The organism is Collimonas sp. GW821-FHT02H07 (assembly GCF_059421505.1).
In genome coordinates this window covers 72,507-90,504 of sequence record NZ_JBWKVC010000013.1, presented here as the reverse complement: position 1 = coordinate 90,504, position 17,998 = coordinate 72,507, and the positions used below count along the sequence as shown (strand labels likewise).

At 63.6% G+C, this 17,998-nt stretch carries 14 protein-coding genes; 13 read left to right on the top strand and 1 reads right to left on the bottom strand.

Going from position 1 to position 17,998, the window contains the following annotated elements; all coding sequences use genetic code 11:
• The 7 genes from AC07V8_RS19420 to AC07V8_RS19390 all read left to right on the top strand — a co-directional run bounded on the left by AC07V8_RS19420 (position 1) and on the right by AC07V8_RS19390 (position 9,540).
• Complete coding sequence (locus AC07V8_RS19420) at positions 1-1,059, top strand: FecCD family ABC transporter permease (RefSeq protein WP_494679351.1); 1,059 nt, start codon at positions 1-3, stop codon at positions 1,057-1,059.
• A complete protein-coding gene (locus tag AC07V8_RS19415) occupies positions 1,056-2,147 on the top strand; it encodes a FecCD family ABC transporter permease (protein WP_494679350.1) in 1,092 nt (363 codons plus the stop codon). The genes AC07V8_RS19420 and AC07V8_RS19415 overlap by 4 nt, the downstream gene beginning before the upstream one ends.
• Entirely contained in the window at positions 2,147-2,989 is an 843-nt protein-coding gene (locus tag AC07V8_RS19410) for an ABC transporter ATP-binding protein (RefSeq protein ID WP_494679349.1), read from the top strand. The genes AC07V8_RS19415 and AC07V8_RS19410 overlap by 1 nt, the downstream gene beginning before the upstream one ends.
• 23 nt (positions 2,990-3,012) lie before the next feature.
• Complete coding sequence (locus AC07V8_RS19405) at positions 3,013-3,789, top strand: 2,3-dihydro-2,3-dihydroxybenzoate dehydrogenase (protein WP_494679348.1); 777 nt, start codon at positions 3,013-3,015, stop codon at positions 3,787-3,789.
• A 93-nt stretch (positions 3,790-3,882) separates the two neighbouring features.
• Complete coding sequence (locus AC07V8_RS19400) at positions 3,883-5,955, top strand: TonB-dependent receptor domain-containing protein (RefSeq protein ID WP_494679347.1); 2,073 nt, start codon at positions 3,883-3,885, stop codon at positions 5,953-5,955.
• Positions 5,956-6,151: 196 nt separating this feature from the next.
• A complete protein-coding gene (locus AC07V8_RS19395; protein ID WP_494679346.1) occupies positions 6,152-6,988 on the top strand; it encodes an alpha/beta fold hydrolase in 837 nt (278 codons plus the stop codon).
• Positions 6,989-7,092: 104 nt separating this feature from the next.
• Positions 7,093-9,540, top strand: a complete 2,448-nt coding sequence (locus AC07V8_RS19390; RefSeq protein WP_494679345.1) for a penicillin-binding protein 1A — start codon at positions 7,093-7,095, stop codon at positions 9,538-9,540.
• Between the two features lie 185 nt (positions 9,541-9,725).
• Here the strand turns inward: AC07V8_RS19390 and AC07V8_RS19385 are convergent, their stop codons facing one another.
• The gene (locus tag AC07V8_RS19385) at positions 9,726-11,372 is read right to left on the bottom strand and encodes an isovaleryl-CoA dehydrogenase (protein WP_494679344.1); all 1,647 of its coding nucleotides are present in this window, start codon (positions 11,370-11,372) and stop codon (positions 9,726-9,728) included.
• A 249-nt stretch (positions 11,373-11,621) separates the two neighbouring features.
• On the opposite strand from AC07V8_RS19385, the gene AC07V8_RS19380 reads away from it, so the two are divergent.
• The 6 genes from AC07V8_RS19380 (at position 11,622) to AC07V8_RS19355 (ending at position 17,845) form a co-directional block, all read left to right on the top strand.
• Positions 11,622-13,733, top strand: coding sequence for a DNA polymerase III subunit gamma/tau (locus tag AC07V8_RS19380; RefSeq protein ID WP_494679343.1), 2,112 nt, complete (start codon positions 11,622-11,624; stop codon positions 13,731-13,733).
• A gap of 58 nt (positions 13,734-13,791) precedes the next feature.
• Positions 13,792-14,112: a YbaB/EbfC family nucleoid-associated protein gene (locus AC07V8_RS19375; RefSeq protein ID WP_014006791.1), complete on the top strand. Its 321-nt coding sequence runs from the start codon at positions 13,792-13,794 to the stop codon at positions 14,110-14,112.
• A gap of 22 nt (positions 14,113-14,134) precedes the next feature.
• Complete coding sequence (gene recR / locus AC07V8_RS19370) at positions 14,135-14,731, top strand: recombination mediator RecR (protein WP_098496349.1); 597 nt, start codon at positions 14,135-14,137, stop codon at positions 14,729-14,731.
• A 246-nt stretch (positions 14,732-14,977) separates the two neighbouring features.
• The gene (locus AC07V8_RS19365) at positions 14,978-16,015 is read left to right on the top strand and encodes an ABC transporter substrate-binding protein (RefSeq protein WP_098496350.1); all 1,038 of its coding nucleotides are present in this window, start codon (positions 14,978-14,980) and stop codon (positions 16,013-16,015) included.
• Between the two features lie 90 nt (positions 16,016-16,105).
• Positions 16,106-16,927, top strand: a complete 822-nt coding sequence (locus AC07V8_RS19360; RefSeq protein WP_494679342.1) for an ABC transporter ATP-binding protein — start codon at positions 16,106-16,108, stop codon at positions 16,925-16,927.
• A gap of 66 nt (positions 16,928-16,993) precedes the next feature.
• Positions 16,994-17,845 carry an ABC transporter permease gene (locus tag AC07V8_RS19355; protein WP_494679341.1) on the top strand — a complete coding sequence of 284 codons (852 nt, stop codon included), beginning with the start codon at positions 16,994-16,996 and terminating at the stop codon, positions 17,843-17,845.
• The last annotated feature ends 153 nt before the right edge of the window (positions 17,846-17,998 follow it).

Here is a 17,998-nt window from a genome sequence, read left to right as displayed (position 1 = left end):
GTGCTTGAACATGTTGAACGCCCGGCGTTGCGCCGGGCCTTGCTGCTGTTGTTGCTGTTGTCGGTGCCTGTGCTGGCGCTGGCGTCCTTGCTGATCGGCGCCGGCGAGATCCGTCCGGGCCAGGCCCTGGCCTTCCTGCTGGGCGATGCCGCTGCGCGCAGCGATGCGCAGTTGCAGACGGTGCTGCTGAGCCTGCGCTTGCCGCGCATGGCGGCGGCCTTGCTGGTCGGCAGCGCGCTTGGCGTGGCCGGCATGCTGATGCAGACCGTGACCCGCAATCCGCTGGCAGAGCCCGGTTTGCTGGGCGTGAATGCCGGCGCCGCGCTGGGCGTGGTGGTCGGCATCGCCTGGGCCGGCGTCGAGAACGGTCCCGGCTATCTGCTGTGGGCGGGGCTCGGCGCCTTGCTCGGCAACGCCTGCGTGCTGGCGGTGGCGCAGGTAGGCCATCACGCGGCAGCGCCGTTGCGGCTGGTGCTGGCCGGGGTCGCGCTGAGCGCTACCTTCATCGGCATCAGCTCGGCCATCCTGCTGTCGCAGCCTGCCGGCTACGACCAATATCGCTTCTGGGTGCTGGGTTCGCTGGCCGGCATCACGCCGGGCATGACGCTGTGGACAGCGCCGGTGGTGCTGGCGGGCTTGTGTTCTGCGCTGCTGCTGGCGCGGCCCTTGTCGGCGCTGCTGCTGGGCGACGACATCGCCCGTTCGCTGGGGCACCGGCCCTTGCCCTTGCGGCTGGGCGTGGCCTTGAGCGTCACTTTGCTGACCGGCAGCGCGGTGGCGCTGGCTGGTCCGATCGGTTTCCTGGGACTGCTCGCGCCTTATCTGTCGCGCTTCCTGGCGCGGGCTCTGATGCCGTCTTCACGCCATGCCGGATTGGCAACGCAGATGCTGATCGCAGCCTGGCTGGGCGCCGGCCTGCTGCTGGCGGCGGATCTGGCGGCGCGGCTGGCGGTGCAGCCGTTTGAAACGCCGATCAGCGTGATGACCGCGCTGGCCGGCGCGCCGCTGCTGATCTGGCTGGCGCGCTCGAAGGCGTGGCAGAACGGAGCGGCCCTATGAACGCTGCCTTTCCCGTCGCAGAAAATCTGCCGCCGAAGGCGTCGCCTGCACAGCTGGAAAGCGGTGTGCATTTGCTGCGCTGCGGCCGCTTTTCCCTGCTGTTTGCGCGCCGCTCTTTGTGGGCCGGCCTCGGCTTGTGCGCATTGCTGGCGGCAGCTGTCGGCGTGGCGCTGATGGCCGGGTCGACCTGGCTGTCGCCGCAACAGTTGCTGGCGGCGCTGCGCGGACACGGCGCGCCGGGCCTGCAACTGCTGGTGCTGGAATTCCGCTTGCCGCGGATCCTGGTCGGCTTGCTGGCCGGGATCGCGCTGGGACTGGCCGGCTGCCTGATCCAGGCCCTGACCCGCAACCGCCTGGCCACGCCCGATCTGCTGGGCGTGGCCGATGGCGCCACGCTGGGCGTGTTCGTGGCGCTGATCAGCAGCGCGGCCGGCATGTTCGGCCCGTGGTGGGTGGGGCCGCTGGGCGCTCTGGGCGCGGTAGTCCTGCTGCTGATCGCGTCCGGCAACCTGGGACGGCGCGGACAGCGCCTGCTGATCGTCGGCCTGGCCTTGTCCAGCCTGTTGCGCGCGGTGACCGAACTGGCCTTGTCGCGCCAGGAACTGATGCATGCCAGTTCGCTGTACGCCTGGAGCATCGGCAGCCTCAACGGCCGCTCATACGCTGCCGTAGCGCCGCTGGCTGTGGGCCTGCTCATTCTCTTGCCGCTGACTCTGTTAAGCACGCGACGGCTGGCGCTGCTGCGTTTCGACCTGGAGATCGCCAGCGGCCTTGGCTTGCCGGTGCGGGCGACGCAGTGGCAGGCGCTGCTCAGCGCGGTGCTGCTGGCTGGGCTGGCGGTCGGCGTCTGCGGACCGATTGCCTTTGTCGCGCTGGCGGCGCCGTTCATCGCCGAACGGCTGGTCGGCGGCGGCCGCATCGCCTTGTTCAGCGCGGCGCTGACGGGCGCGTTGCTGGTGGTTGGCGCCGATACGCTGGGGCGGGTGCTGCTGGCCGCGGCTGAATTGCCGGTGGGCGTGATTTGCAATCTGCTGGGCGGGCCTTTCCTGCTGTGGCTGTTGCTGAGTGAACGTAAGAAGGAAATGTAATGAGCAACGATCAGACGCTGGTGGTGCAAGACCTGCACGCCAGCCATCAAAAAACGCCGGTCCTGCACGGCATCAACCTGCGCATCGTCCCCGGAAAAGTGACGGTGATCGTCGGCCCCAACGGCTGCGGCAAGTCGACCCTGTTGCGCTGCATGGCGCGCCTGCACAAGCCGAGCCAGGGCGCCATCCGGCTCGGCGGCGACGATCTGTGGCAGCTGCGTCCGCAGCAGGCTGCGCGCCGCCTGGCCTTGCTGCCGCAGGCGCCGCAAGCGCCGGAAGGCATCAGCGTCAGCGGCCTGGTGCGCTACGGCCGACATCCGCACCAGGGCTTGCTGCAGCAATGGTCGGCCGCAGACGAGCGGGCGGTGCGGCAGGCATTGCAGGCGACTGATGTGATGGCGCTGGCGCAACGGCCGCTGGAGCAGTTGTCCGGCGGCCAGCGCCAGCGCTGCTGGCTGGCGATGGTGCTGGCGCAGGAGACGCCGCTGCTGTTGCTGGATGAACCCACCAGCATGCTGGACCTGGGGCACCAGGTCGACGTCCTCAACCGCATCCGCTTGCTGGCTGCCGCCGGGCGCGGCGTGGTGATGGTGCTGCACGACCTGATGGCGGCGGCGCGCTACGCCGACACTCTGGTGGCGATGCGCAACGGCCGCATCCTGGCCAGCGGCGCGGCGCGCGACATCGTCACGCCGGAGTTAGTGCGGCAGCTGTATGAAGTCGAGGCGGACGTGCTGGCGGCGCCGGGCGACGGCGCGCCGGTAGTGGTGCCGGTGGCGGCTCATGGCGCCGCCATTGCAGCGCATGCAGATGCGGATAGTGCGCTGGTTGCGCAACTTTGATTAACAACCCAAGGAAAGACAATATGGAATTTCAAGACAAGGTAGTGCTGGTCACCGGCGCGGCGCAAGGCATAGGCGCGGCCGTCGCGCAGGCCATGGCGCGGCAGGGCGCCAGGCTGGCGCTGTTCGATGTGCAGCCGCAAACGCTGGCGCAGCAGGCCGATGCGCTCGCCGGCAGCGGCACGCAAGTGCTGGACATCGCTGTCGACGTCTCCGACAGCGCGGCGGTGAATGCAGCGGTAGAGCGCATCGAGCGCGAACTGGGGCCGATAGACATCCTGGTCAACGCCGCCGGCATCTTGCGCCTCGGCTCCGCGCTCGATTGCAGCGATGCCGACTGGGACAAAACCTTCAGCGTCAACGTCGGCGGCGTATTCCGCCTGTGCCGCGCGGTCGCCGGCCGCATGGCGCCGCGCCGGCGCGGCGCGATCGTGACGGTGGCGTCGAATGCGTCGGCGGTGCCGCGCCAGCAGATGGCGGCCTATGCCGCATCCAAGGCTGCCTCGGCGCACTTCACCCGTTGCCTCGGGCTGGAGCTGGCGGTGCACGGCATCCGCTGCAATGTGGTCTCGCCAGGCTCGACCGATACCGCCATGCAGCGCCAGCTCTGGACCAGCGAGGAGCACAAGCGGGCGGTCATCAACGGTTCGCTGGAACAGTTCCGGCTGGGGATTCCGCTGAGCCGCATCGCCGACGCCGCCGACATCGCCGATGCCGTGATCTTCCTGGCCTCGGAGCGCGCCCGCCATATCACCATGCATGAACTGTGCGTGGACGGCGGCGCCACCCTCGGCGCCTGACAGAAGACTCAGGACAAGCGGGAGCAGTCCAGTTACTCACCAAAATCATTACCAATAAAAATCGTCAATTAACACCACGAGGGAGCTGTAGAAATGAATTTGAAATTGAAAAAAAGCACCATGCAATGCGCACTGGCGGTGCCGGCCTTGTGCGGCGGCGTGTTGCTGAGCGCCGGCCCGGCTTTTGCCGAGACCACCTTGAAAGAGGTGGTGGTGACCGCCAGCGGCTACGAGCAGCAGATCAAGGAGGCGCCGGCATCGATCAGCGTGATCACTCGCGAGCAGCTGGAAAAGCAGCCCTTCGCCAACCTGCAGGACGCGGTCAGCCACCTGGAAGGAGTCAGCATCGTCGGCGGCGACAATAATTCCAAGGATATTTCGATACGCGGCATGCCCGGCGAATACACCCTGATCCTGGTCGACGGCAAGCGCCAGGGTACGCGCGAAACCAGCTCGCGCGGTACCGGCGGCATCCAGTCCAGCCTGATTCCGCCGCTGGCGGCGATCGAACGCATCGAAGTCGTGCGCGGCCCGATGTCGTCGCTGTACGGTTCGGATGCGATCGGCGGCGTCATCAATATCATCACGCGCAAAGTGCCGAAGGCCTGGGGCGGGGCGCTCAACGCCAGCACCATCCTGCAAGGACGTTCCAACCTGGGCAATGAATACCAGGGCGACTTTTATCTGGCGGGACCGGTCAAGGACGACGTGGTCGGCCTGCAACTGTACGGCAACCTGAATACCCGCGAGGAAGACAGGGTGGTGGACGGCACCGCCCATACCGATACCCGCGCGCTCACCGCCAAACTGGGCATCAAGCCGGCCAGCAACCAGGACATCACGCTGGAAGCCGGCCATGAAGAACTGAAGCGCACTTATACGCCCGGCAAATCGCTGGCCGCGGACGACAGCCAGACCATTTCGGAGGATACCCGCAGCCACTGGGCGGCCAGCCACAACGGCCGCTGGGCTTTCGGCAATACCGACGTCAGCCTGTGCCAGGAAATCGGCAAGTTCAGCGGCAAGACCGAGGGCCCTGCCGGCCCTGAAGCTGCGCTGGCCAGCCCGAAGATCACCAACACCATCTTCGACGCTCAGGCCACGCTGCCTTTCACCACCAATATCTTGAAAGTGGGCGGCCAGTACACCCACAACCAGCTGGACGGCACGGCGGCGGAAAGCCCGAGCCGGATCGGCAAGACCGTGCTGAACTATGTCAATCCGGGTTCGATCACGCGCAAGTCGTGGGCGCTGTTCGCCGAGGATGAATATTTTGTCACCAGCAAGCTGTCGCTGACCGGCGGCCTGCGCCTCGATCATGACGACAAGTATGGCCAGCACTTCAATCCGCGCGCCTATGCGGTGTACCAGCTGTCGCCGACGCTGACCTTGCGCGGCGGCGTCGCCAAGGCCTTCCGCGCGCCCAACCTGCGCCAGAGTTCGGCCGGCTATGTGATGTCCAGCGGCGGCCCGACGTCGATGCCGGGCGTCCTGTACGGCAATCCGGACCTGAAGGCCGAAACCAGCGTCAACCAGGAAATCGGCTTGCGCTACGACGGTCCGGATGGGCTGACAGGCAGCGTGACGGTGTTCAACAACGACTTCAAGGACAAGATCGTGAGCGACTATGCCGGCCGCAACGATCCGCTGACCGGGCTGCCTTTGTACACCTACAACAATATCGCCAAGGTGAATATCCGCGGCGTCGAGTTCGGTGCGACGGTGCCTTTGTCGCATGCATGGAAGCTGTCGGGCAACTATACCTATACCGATTCCAAGCGTGAAAGCGAGGGCGAAACGGCGTTCAACGGCAGTTCCCTGAAAGGCCAGCCGCTGGACAAGACACCGAAACATGCCGCCAACCTCAAGCTCGACTGGCAGCCGAGCGACGCAGTATCCAGCTTTGCACGCGTCAATTACGTCAGCGAGCAGTTCTGGGCGGCCTACCGCAATGGCGGCGCCGGCGTGCGCACGCGTCCGGCCACCACCACCTTCGACCTCGGCGCATCCTACATCGTCAACAAGATGCTGACGCTGAACGCCTCGCTGTTGAACGTCGCCGACAAGGTGGTCGACGTCGACCGCCGCCCGCGCGCCACCATCAACGGCAACTGGCTGGTGGATGAAGGCCGGCGCCTGTGGCTGGGCATGAACGCGCATTTCTGATGATTGCCGGCCAGGGATTGCGGCGGCTTTAGCTTCCGCTTGTCCTTGATCCGCATGCACATCCCCGCGGTCAGGACGACATGGGGGATGTTTTTTTTTGGGCTCCTCCTGAGCAGCGGCTCTAATATTCCCTTTGTCGCATCGCAACTTTCGGTTTTAAATAAGACCCCATCAAAACAGGTTTCTTGTCTTATCTATGACCGATCCGATTCACCCGATTTTGCATTTTGTTCACGGCAACAGTTTCCCCGCAGGCACATATCGCCAGTTCCTGGATTTTCTGCGGCGCGACTATGACGTCCGCTCGCTCGATATCCATGCCCATAATCCGAAGTACCCGGTCACCGACGGCTGGCCGGCGCTGGTGCAGGAACTGATCGACGAGCTGGCGGCGCGCTACAGCCGGCCGGTGATCCTGGTCGGCCATTCGATGGGCGGCGGACTGGCCCTGCTGGCGGCGCAGCGGCGCCCGGACCTGGTCAGCTGCGTGGTGATGCTGGACACGCCGGTAGTGGCGGGCTGGCGCGCCACCTTGCTGCGCGGCGCCAAGGCGCTGGGCCTGGACAACCATGTGCCGCCCGCCAGATTTTCCGCCAAGCGGCGCAACCTGTGGCCGAGCGCCGAGGCGGCTTACCAGCATTTCGCCGGCAAGCAGGTGTTTGCCAACTGGGCGCCGGAAGTCTTGCGCGACTACATTACCTACGGGCTGGAAGAAGAGCAGGGCAATATGGTGCTGCGTTTCCGGCGCGATATCGAAACCGCGGTCTACCGCACCTTGCCGCATAATATGAGCAGCGTCCTGAAGCGCGGTTTTCCGGTGCCGATCGGTTTCGTCGGCGGCGTCGATTCGGTCGAGTGCCGCCAGGCCGGGCTGGATGCGACCAAGCGCCTGGTCGGCAAATATTTCAAGCAGATCCCAGGCGGCCACCTGTTTCCGATGGAGTCGCCGGAACTTGCCGCCGTTACCACGCGTCAGATGATCGAGTCCCTGTTGAATGCCGGCGAAGCACGAATCCGGCGCCCGCGCAACTAGTGGACTGTAACAGTCCATGACAGCGAACGCATAATTGATGGCCGTTTCACGGTTTCTGGCCCGGCATGTTGTAGGATACAGGGCTATTTCCATCGAATATTGCTATGTCATCAACAAACAGAACCAAGCAAGATACAAACAACTCACGCTCCGGCAACGCCAGGAAAAACGGCAAGGGCAGCGTAGCCCACGCATTGCTGCTGACGGTGGGCGGCCTGTTCCTGGCGGGCGCTGTCATCGTCGGGCTGTTGCTGACGTATGCGCTGGTGGTCATGACGCCGCAGCTGCCGGACCTGGGCGCCATCACCGACTACCAGCCTAAAGTACCGCTGCGCATCTACACCGCCGACCATGTCCTGATCGGCGAATTCGGCGAAGAACGGCGCAGCCTGGTCAAGCTGGACGATATTCCGGCCGACATGAAGAATGCCGTGCTGGCGATTGAAGATGCGCGTTTCTACCAGCATGGCGGCATCGACGTCATCGGCATCCTGCGCGCCGGCCTGACCGACATCATGCATGGCGGCGCCTCGCAGGGCGCCAGCACCATCACCATGCAGGTCGCGCGCAACGTCTTCCTGTCCAGCGAAAAAACCTATTCGCGCAAGATCTATGAAATCCTGCTGGCCTACAAGATTGAGTCGGCGCTGAGCAAGGACCAGATCCTGGAGGTCTACATGAACCAGATCTACCTGGGCCAGCGTTCCTTCGGTTTCGCCGCGGCTGCGCGCACCTATTTCGGCAAGGACCTGAAGGACATCACCCTGGCGCAGGCAGCGATGCTGGCCGGCTTGCCGAAAGCGCCGTCGGCCTACAATCCGGTGGTCAATCCGAAGCGCGCGCATGTGCGCCAGCAATACATCCTCAAGCGCATGCTGGATCTCAAGTTCATCACCCAGGAACAGTTCGACCAGGCGGCGGCGGAAGACATCCAGGTCAAGACCAAGGGCAACAACTACAACGTGCACGCCGAGTACGCGATTGAAATGGTGCGCCAGATGCTGTTCGCGCAATACAAGGAAGAGACGTATACGCGCGGCCTGACGGTGATCACCACGCTCAATTCGGCGGACCAGGCCGCGGCCTACGATGCGGTGCGCAAGGGCGTGATGGACTACGACCGCCGCCATGGCTACCGCGGTCCGGAAGCGACCATCGAACTGCCGGCGGCCGGCGACGAGCGCGACCAGGCGATCGAAGACGCCTTGCAGGACAAGCCCGACAATGACGATATCCTGCCGGCCGTGGTGCTGAGCGCCGATCCCAAGCAGGTGCAGGTCATGCTGCGCAACGACAGCACCGTCACCATCAGCGGCGAAGGCTTGCGGCTTGCCGCTTCCGCCTTGAGCGCCAAGGCCGGCAAGAACCTGAAGATCCAGAAGGGTTCGGTGATCCGCGTCATCAATACCGCCAAGGGCTGGCAGATCACCCAGCTGCCGCAGGTGGAGGCGACCATGGTGTCGCTGACGCCGCAGAACGGCGCGATCCGTTCGCTGGTGGGCGGCTTCGACTTCAACCAGAACAAGTTCAACCACGTGACGCAAGCCTGGCGCCAGCCGGGCTCGACCTTCAAGCCGTTCATCTATTCGGCGGCGCTGGAAAAGGGTTTCGGCCCGGCATCCATCATCAACGATGCGCCTGTGTCTTTTCCGGGCGGTCCCGGCCAGGATGCCTGGGAACCGAAGGACGACGACCAGCCTGACGGCCCGATGCCGCTGCGCACCGGCCTGCAGCGCTCGAAGAACCTGATATCGATCCGCCTGCTGGATGCGATCGGCGTCAAGTATGCGCAGGATTTCGTCACCAGCCATTTCGGTTTCGATGTCGACAAGACGCCGCCCTACCTGCCGCTGGCGTTGGGCGCCGGCCAGGTCACGCCGCTGCAGCTGGTGGGCGCCTATGCGGTGCTGGCCAATGGCGGCTATCGCGTCAATCCCTATCTGATCGCGCAAGTGACCGACTCGCGCGGCAACGTGCTGTCCAAGGTCGAGCCGCAGGTCGCCGGCGAGAACGCGACGCGGGTGCTGGATGCGCGCAACAGCTACATCATGACCAGCCTGCTGCAATCGGTGGCGCAGCGCGGCACCGGCGCCGGCACCAATGTGCTGCACCGTACCGACCTGGCCGGCAAGACCGGCACCACCAACGATGCTTTCGACGGCTGGTTCGCCGGCTACCAGAACACCCTGGTGGCGGTGGCGTGGATGGGCTACGACCAGCCGAAGAGCCTGGGCAGCCGCGAGTTCGGCGCCCAGCTGGCCTTGCCGATCTGGACCGAGTACATGGGCCGCGCGCTGCGCGGCGTGCCGCAAACCCAGATGCCCATGCCGGCCGGGATCACCACCATCAACAACGAGTTCTACTTCGATAATTTCACGCCGGGCAACGGCTTTATCGCCTCGCTTGGATTAGGCGCCGGAGCGGCGCCGCTTGAAATCGGCCCGGATGGCGTGCCCCTGCCGCCGACCGCGCCGCCAGCGCCCGGCGCGCCGCCGGCGACGCCGCAAGAGGAAGAGAAGCAGAATATCCTGAAGCTGTTCAGCGGCCACTGACGCTGCCTGCCGACGGGCTGCACACAAGCCGGCGATATCCATAAGGGGTATCGCCGGTTTTTTTTAGATTCAGCGCGGCAAGCGCATTGTTTTCGGTAGGGTGGGCAGGTTTTTTTGCCCACGCGTGACCACCGCGCATCCGCGCGGGCAAAAAAGCCCGCCCATCCTACCTGTTGATTCGCCGACTAGCTGGCCCAGGTTCGCTGCAAGATTGTTTTCTGCAGATGCGGCGCCGCCAGGGTGCCGTAGACGCGGCCGCCCATGGCTTCGCTGCGGCTGGCGATGAAGGCTTCGGCGATCACGGCCGGCGCGTGCTGCAGCATCAATGCGCCTTGTACCGTCAGCACCAGCCGCTGGACGAAGCGCCGTCCCAGCATTTCGCGTTGATCCGGCGGCGTCGCCAGGTCCTTCGTCAGGTCGTCCAGCATGCTGCGCAGGCCCGGATGCTGACTGGCGCTTTCGCCCAGTTGCGCCAGCAGCAGGCCGAAGCCGGCCGGCTCGCGTTCGATGGCGCGCAATACGTCCAGGCACATCACATTGCCGGACCCTTCCCAGATCGAGTTGACCGGCGCTTCGCGGTAGAAGCGCGCCATCGGTCCGGTCTCGACATAGCCGTTGCCGCCCCAGATTTCCATGCATTCGCCGGTGAATTCCAGCGCGCGCTTGCAGATCCAGAATTTGGCGGCGGGCGTGACGATGCGGCGCCAGGCCCGCTGCAGGGGATCGTCGGGATGCTCGAAGGCGCTGGCCAGCTGCAGCATCAGCAAGGTCGCCGCTTCGCTTTCCAGGGCCAGGTCGGACAAGACGTTCTGCATCAGCGGCTGCTCCGCCAGTTCGCGGCCGAACGCGCTCCTGTTGCGCGCGTGGTGCAACGCCTGCACCAGCGCCTGGCGCATCAGGCCGGCCGAGCCGATGACGCAATCGAGCCGGGTGTGGTTGGCCATTTCGATGATGGTCGGGATGCCGCGCCCTTCGTCGCCGACCATGATGCCGAACGCTTCCCTGAACTCGACTTCGCTGCTGGAGTTGGAGCGGTTGCCGAGCTTGTCTTTCAGGCGCTGGATCTGCACCGGATTCTTGCTGCCGTCAGGCCGCCAGCGCGGCACGAAAAAGCAGCTCAGGCCCATCTCGGTGCGCGCCAGCACCATGTGGGCATCGCACATCGGCGCCGAGAAAAACCATTTATGGCCGGTCAGCAGGTAGCCGGCGCCGCGTCCGGAGCCGCCTTCCAGCGGCAGCGCCGCGGTGGTGTTGCTGCGCACATCGGAGCCGCCTTGCTTTTCCGTCATGCCCATGCCGATCAGGATCGAGTGCTTGTGCTCCAGGGCGAGATCGCGGCTGTCATGCTCACATGACAATAATTTTGCCTGCAGGGCGGCATACAGCGCCGGCTCCTGCTGCAGCACCGGGATCGAAGCGAAGGTCATGGTGGTGGGGCAGAGCGAGCCGGCTTCAAGCTGGGCATGGAGGAAATAGCCGGCCGCGCGCGCCACGCGGCTGCCGCTTTGCGGCTTGATCCAGGGCAGCGCGTGCAACCCCTCGCGCCGCAGCATGCCCAGCAAGGCATGCCAGGCCGGATGGAATTCGACGGAATCGATGCGGTTGCCGGTGCGGTCGAAGGTATTCAGTTCAGGCTGGTGGCGGTTGGCCAGTTCGGCCAGCTGCCAGCTTTCCTTGCTGCCGAGCTCGGCGCCGTAGCGCGCCAGCGCATCGGCATGCCATTGCCCATGCAGGCGCTGGACGCCGCTTTGCAGGATGGTGTCGTCGAGGTAGAGATTATTGCCATACAGCTCAGCAACCTGGTTCGTCACTTCGTGGGTCTGTCCTTGCATGCCTGGTCTCCTGATATGCTTCAGTATTAGAGTGGATCTCCTGACTTTACCCCTTGCGGCAGCCTTCGGGTAGCTGCTTTATTGCAATTATTTAGAGCCCGCTTTCAGTCCCGCGGCCATTCCCTGGCCGACCGGATTCGAGGCTGCCGGCCGCTACCGGCAAGCCGCCGAGTTTAAAAAGCGTGCTCGCTTCGTCTGTCAGGTAAAATGTCGGTTGTATTTCACAACATGCAGACCCTATTCGCCTCTATGTCCTATCAAGTCCTCGCCCGTAAATATCGCCCCAGAAGCTTCGATACGCTGGTCGGCCAGGAACACGTCGTTAGGGCCTTGACGCACGCCTTGGAGCAACAGCGTCTGCACCATGCCTATCTGTTCACCGGCACGCGCGGCGTCGGCAAGACGACCCTGTCGCGCATCCTGGCGAAATCGCTCAATTGCATCGGCGCCGACGGCAACGGCGGCATTACCGCGGAACCTTGCGGCGTGTGCGACGCCTGCGTGGCGATCGATGCCGGCCGTTTCGTCGATTATATCGAGATGGACGCCGCCTCCAACCGCGGCGTCGATGAGATGGCGCAATTGCTGGAACAGGCTGTGTACGCGCCGTCCAATGCCCGCTTCAAGGTCTACATGATCGACGAAGTGCACATGCTGACCAACCACGCCTTCAACTCGATGCTGAAGACGCTGGAAGAGCCGCCGGAACATGTCAAGTTCATCCTGGCCACTACCGATCCGCAGAAGATCCCGGTGACGGTGCTGTCGCGCTGCCTGCAGTTCAACCTGAAGCAGATGCCGCCCGGCCATATCATCAGCCACCTGGACAATATCCTCGGCCAGGAAAAGATCGAATTCGAAACCCCGGCCTTGCGCTTGCTGGCGCAGGGCGCGCACGGTTCGATGCGCGATGCGCTGTCGCTGACCGACCAGGCGATCGCCTATGCCGCCGGCAAGGTGACGCTGGAAGCGGTGCAGGGCATGCTCGGCGCACTGGACCAGTCTTACCTGATCCGCGTGCTGGATGCGCTGGCGCAAAAGGACGGCCCCGGCCTGCTGGCGGTGGCCGACGACATGGCCAGCCGCAGCCTGTCCTACAGTGCCGCGCTGCAGGATCTGGGCACCTTGCTGCATCGTATCGCGCTGGCGCAAAGCGTGCCGGCCGCGCTAGCCGACGATTTGCCGGAACGGGAAGAAATCATCCGCCTGGCCGGCTTGTTCGATGCCGAAGAAGTACAGCTGTTTTACCAGATCGCCGTCCACGGCCGCAATGAACTGGGCCTGGCGCCGGATGAATACGCCGGCTTTTCGATGACCTTGCTGCGCATGCTGGCCTTCCGTCCGCTAGCCGACGGCAGCACGGTGACGCCGCCGGCTAGCAGCCGTCCGCGGCCGCAGGCTAATGTCGCTCCGGCAGCGCCAGCGGCGGCTGTTGCGCGGCCGGCGCCGGCTGCCCAGGCAGCCGCTCCCGCCGCGGCACGCTTGAGCAGCGCGCCGCAAACGCTCAGCACCAGCGCGCCCGTGACCCGCCCCGACACCAGCGGCATGAGTCCGGCCAGAGCCGCACTGGAGGCGGCCCGCGCCGCTGCTTCTTCGCGCAAGGGCGGTAGTGCTGCGCGCCCGGCGCCGGCCCAGCCGGTTGCTGCTGCTGAGCCCATGCCGGCCGCGGCTGCTCCGCCGGCGGCAGTCAAGCCGCGGCCTGCGGCGCCAGTCTACGAACCGCAAAATTCGTCGGTGCCGCCGTGGGAAGAAGAGATCCCGCTGCCTATGGATTTGCCGGATACCGAGTTTTCCAGCTCGGCGGCTGAAAAAAAAACTGAATCGTATTCGCTAGCGCCACCGCGCCCGACTGCCAATGGCGCGGGCAATGCGCGCCAAGCGCCGCGTCCCGAAGCCGTGGCGCCGCAGCCTCAGATTCCGGCCGAGCCTTTGCCGCCGCTGGTGCTGCAGCCCGACGCCAACCTCAACTGGGATGGCAACTGGCCGGTGCTGGCCGCCGGCCTGGCGGTGCGCGGCGTAGCGCACCAGCTGGCGCAGCAGAGCGAGCTGATCAAGTGCGACAGCAGCGGCCCCGCGGCGCTGATCCATTTGCGGATCCCGCTCGACACCTTGCGTTCCGCCGGCAGCGTTGATAAATTGGCGGCCGCGCTCAGTGAACACTTCGGCCGCACGGTGAAAGTGGAAACCGAACTTGGCAATGTACGCCATACCGCCAATGCGCAGGCGATGGCGGCGCAGGCGGAACGGCAGCGGCTGGCGGAACAGACCGCACAGAACGATCCTTTCATCCAGAGCATGATGCGTGAATTCGGCGCATCGATCGTACCAGGATCAATCAAGCCGATAGGCGAAGCGAAGTAGGCGGGCATAGTGTCCGCTCCTTGTTTTGCGAATTTAATTTTTTAACAGGAGAAGTATCATGATGAAGGGCCAACTGGCAGGGCTGATGAAACAAGCCCAGGCAATGCAGGACAACATGAAAAAGATGCAAGACCAACTGGCCTTGATCGAAGTCGAAGGCGAGTCGGGCGCAGGCCTGGTGAAAGTCGTGATGACTTGCAAGAACGCGGTCAAGCGCGTGGCGATCGACGCTTCGCTGCTGGCGGACGACAAGGACATGCTGGAAGACCTGGTGGCTGCCGCGTTCAACGACGCAGTACGCAAGGCAGAAGCGCTGTCGGCCGAAAAAATGTCGGGCCTGACCGCCGGCATGCCAGCCGGTTTCAAGCTGCCATTCTGATCATCCCGTCATTGAGCGCTGCGTGAAAGTACCTTCCAGTCTTACCTTGCTCACCGAAGCCTTGCGCCATCTGCCCGGCGTCGGTCCGAAATCGGCGCAGCGCATGGCGTATCACTTGCTGCAGCATGACCGCGACGGCGCCGCCCTGCTGGGGCGGGCGCTGACCCAGGCGGTCGACCAGATCCGCCATTGCGCGCTCTGCAATACCTTTACCGAGAACGAGGTTTGCGAAACCTGCCTCGATCCCGAGCGCGACCCGACCTTGCTGTGCGTGGTCGAAACGCCGACCGACCAGCTGATGATCGAACAGACCCTGACTTTCAAGGGTCTGTATTTCGTCCTGATGGGACGGCTGTCGCCGCTGGACGGCATCGGTCCCAAGGATATCCAGCTGGAAAAACTGGTGGGCCGCGCTACCGACGGCGTTGTGAAGGAAGTCGTTCTGGCGACCAATTTCACCAACGAAGGCGAAGCCACCGCCCACTACATCAGCGAAACCATGAAAGCGCGCGGCTTGCAGGTGAGCCGCCTGGCGCGCGGCGTGCCGGTTGGCGGCGAGCTGGAATATGTGGATGCCGGCACCATCGCTCGCGCCATGCTGGACCGGCGAGCGACTTAGCCATCCGGTCCGTGAAGAACACGAAACCCATGAAAGAAGCGCAAATCAGCTCATATCGATTTCTGTTTTTTTCGTGGGTTTTTCGTTTTTCGGAAAATTTTTTCCAGAGATGGATAGACAGATCGTGCCGGCCCGCGAGAATTCTGTTATTTTGCATAAGTGTTTTGCATCAGTAGAGCGAAAGATATCGCCAAGCATGTAACTTCAAAATCTTCAAAATCCCAAAAAGAATCATGAGGAGACAACATGAAATTAAGCTGGAAGCAGTTCGCAATTGCTCTTTGTTTGTTCCTGGCCGGTTATCTGACATTCAACAGCAATCTGTTTGCGCAGACGCCGGAGAAGACCAAGGTATCGATCGCGGTCGGCGGCAAGAACCTGTTCTATTATCTGCCTTTGACGATCGCCGAGCAGCTCGGCTATTTCAAGGATGAAGGCCTGGATGTGCAGATTTCCGATTTCGCCGGCGGCGCCAAGGCCTTGCAGGCGCTGATCGGCGGCAGCGCCGACGTGGTTTCCGGCGCATTCGAGCACACCATCAGCATGCAAGCCAAGAACCAGCGCATCACCGCCTTCGTGCTGCAGGGCCGGGCGCCGCAGATCGTCATGGGCGTGTCCAACAAGACCATGCCCAACTACAAGACCATCGCCGACCTCAAGGGCAAGAAGATAGGCGTCACGGCGCCGGGCTCCTCGACCAGCATGATGTCCAATTTCGTGCTGGCCAAGGGCGGGCTCAAGCCGACTGACGTTTCCTACATCGGCGTCGGCGCTTCGGCCGGCGCCTTGTCGGCGCTGCGTTCCGGCTCCATCGACGTGATCGTCAATCTCGATCCACTGATCACCATGATGCAGAAAAATAACGAGATCAGGATCATCTCCGACACCCGCACCCTGAAAGACACCAATGCGGTGTTCGGCGGCCCGATGCCGGCAGCCACCCTGTATGCTTCCGCCGATTTCATCAAGAAATATCCCAACACCACGCAAGCACTGACCAACGCCATGGTGCGCGCGCTCAAGTGGCTGCAGAAGGCCACGCCGGAAGATGTCGCCAAGGTCGTGCCGGAAAGTTACCAGCTGGGCGATCGCGACTTGTATCTCGACGCCTTCAACAAGATGCGCGAAGCGCTGTCGCCGGACGGCATGATCCCGGAAGAAGGGCCGAAGGTAGCCTTGCATACGCTGGAAGCCTTCGATCCTGAACTGGCCGGCAAGAATATCGACCTGTCGCAGACTTACACCAATGAGTTTGTCAAGAAGGCCGACGCCAAGTACAAGTAATCGTCAATGCGCCGCCCGCCTGCTGGCGGCGCGGCGGCTGGTTGTGGACGGCTTCCGTTGAAATCTGCTTCGGCCCCGGCCGTATTGCCTATGACTTCCGCTTCAACTCCCGCTCTTTTCCTGGACAACATCAGCTGCACTTTCGTCTCCAAGGACGATCGTTCGCAGCGCTATACCGCGGTGGCCGACACCAGCCTGTCGATTGCGCCGGGGGAATTCGTTTCCGTGGTGGGACCGACCGGCTGCGGCAAGTCGACCTTGCTGAATGTCGGCGCCGGCTTGCTGCAGCCTTCCACCGGCAGCGTCAAGGTGTTCGGCGAGCCGCTGGCCGGCATCAACCGCCGCGCCGGCTATATGTTCCAGGCGGAAGCGCTGATGCCCTGGCGCAGCGCGCTGCAAAACGTCATCGCCGGCCTGCAATACCGCGCGACCGATGAAGCCAGGGCCCGCCAGCTGGGCGAGGAATGGCTGGCGCGGGTCGGCCTGCAAGGCTTCGGCGACCGCTACCCGCATCAGCTGTCGGGCGGCATGCGCAAGCGGGTGGCGCTGGCGCAGACCTTGATCCTGGATCCCGACATCATCCTGATGGACGAGCCGTTTTCGGCGCTCGATATCCAGACCCGGCAACTGATGGAAAACGAAGTGCTGGAGCTGTGGAGCGCCAAGCGCAAGGCGGTGCTGTTCATCACCCACGACCTGGACGAAGCGATCGCCATGTCGGACCGGGTGGTGGTGCTGTCGGCCGGGCCGGCCACCCATCCGATCGGCGAATTCGTGATCGACCTGCCGCGCCCGCGCGACGTCGCTGAAATCCGCAGCGAACCGCGCTTCGTCGAACTGCATCAGCAAATCTGGAGCGTGCTGCGCGACGAGGTGCTGAAGGGTTACCAGCAGCAAAAGAAAATCAGCTGAGCTTGCGGCCGCCTGGAATGAAGGTGCTTGCGATTTTAAGCTGCTGCCAATAAGGAAAACAGGATCATGTGGAAAGCCATCAAGCCGAATTACAAAAACCTGCGGGTATATCAAGCGCTGGTGCTGCTGCTGTTCTTCGGCGTCTGGCACCTGGCGACGCGCAATCCGCAGACCGCGTTTTTCTTTGGCGAGCCGCTCAAGGTGCTGCAGCGGGTCTGGCAATGGTTCACGGTCGGCAGCGGCAGCCTGGAAGTCGGCTTCGGCGACCATACCTGGTTCACCCTGAGTTTTCCGGCGGAAATCTATTCGCACCTGCTGGTGACCCTGACCGAGACCATGCTGGCGTTCGGCATCGGCACGGTGTTCGGCCTCGGCGTCGGTTTGTGGCTGGCCTTGTCGCCGCTGACGTCGGCCATCCTCGATCCCTACATCAAGGCCTCCAACGCCATGCCGCGCGTGATCCTGGCGCCCATCTTCGCCATGTGGTTCGGCCTCGGCATCTGGTCCAAGGTAGCGCTGGCGGTGACCTTGGTGTTTTTCATCGTGTTCTTCAACGTCTACCAGGGCGTGCGCGAAGTCAGCCCGGTCGTGCTGGCCAACGCCCGCATGCTGGGCGCCAGCCAGCGCCAGCTGCTGCGCACGGTCTACCTGCCGTCGGCCACGTCATGGGTGTTTTCCAGCCTGCATACCTCGGTCGGGCTGGCGTTTGTCGGCGTCATCGTCGGCGAATACCTGGGCTCGGCGCGCGGGGTCGGCTACCTGATCCTGCAGGCGGAGGGGGCGTTCGACATCAACACGGTGTTTGCCGGCATCCTGGTGCTGACAGCTTTTGCGCTGGTGCTCGATACGGTGGTGGGGATGATCGAAAAGCGCTTGATGAAGTGGCAGCCCAAGAGCGGCGAGACCGAGCGCCTGTGATTTTAGCCGGTGAAATTCCTGGTGCTCGCTGAGCTTCTCGCCATTTGGCAATTTGCCTTGTTGACTTCTTGTTAATTGGCGCCGCTGCGGTTTTTCCAGTTCCGGCAATCTCGCCCGTCAAGAGTATGCTTCAAATCAATTCAATACAAAAGC

What these genes read in the sequence shown, in the direction of transcription:
- AC07V8_RS19395 (WP_494679346.1), top strand. Translation starts at nt 6,152, where the DNA reads ATGACCGATCCGATTCACCCGATTTTGCATTTTGTTCACGGCAACAGT.
- AC07V8_RS19380 (WP_494679343.1), top strand. Translation starts at nt 11,622, where the DNA reads ATGTCCTATCAAGTCCTCGCCCGTAAATATCGCCCCAGAAGCTTCGAT.
- AC07V8_RS19400 (WP_494679347.1), top strand. Translation starts at nt 3,883, where the DNA reads ATGAATTTGAAATTGAAAAAAAGCACCATGCAATGCGCACTGGCGGTG.
- AC07V8_RS19360 (WP_494679342.1), top strand. Translation starts at nt 16,106, where the DNA reads ATGACTTCCGCTTCAACTCCCGCTCTTTTCCTGGACAACATCAGCTGC.
- AC07V8_RS19410 (WP_494679349.1), top strand. Translation starts at nt 2,147, where the DNA reads ATGAGCAACGATCAGACGCTGGTGGTGCAAGACCTGCACGCCAGCCAT.
- AC07V8_RS19390 (WP_494679345.1), top strand. Translation starts at nt 7,093, where the DNA reads ATGTCATCAACAAACAGAACCAAGCAAGATACAAACAACTCACGCTCC.
- AC07V8_RS19375 (WP_014006791.1), top strand. Translation starts at nt 13,792, where the DNA reads ATGATGAAGGGCCAACTGGCAGGGCTGATGAAACAAGCCCAGGCAATG.
- AC07V8_RS19405 (WP_494679348.1), top strand. Translation starts at nt 3,013, where the DNA reads ATGGAATTTCAAGACAAGGTAGTGCTGGTCACCGGCGCGGCGCAAGGC.
- AC07V8_RS19415 (WP_494679350.1), top strand. Translation starts at nt 1,056, where the DNA reads ATGAACGCTGCCTTTCCCGTCGCAGAAAATCTGCCGCCGAAGGCGTCG.
- AC07V8_RS19385 (WP_494679344.1), bottom strand. Translation starts at nt 11,372, where the DNA reads ATGCAAGGACAGACCCACGAAGTGACGAACCAGGTTGCTGAGCTGTAT.
- AC07V8_RS19365 (WP_098496350.1), top strand. Translation starts at nt 14,978, where the DNA reads ATGAAATTAAGCTGGAAGCAGTTCGCAATTGCTCTTTGTTTGTTCCTG.
- AC07V8_RS19355 (WP_494679341.1), top strand. Translation starts at nt 16,994, where the DNA reads ATGTGGAAAGCCATCAAGCCGAATTACAAAAACCTGCGGGTATATCAA.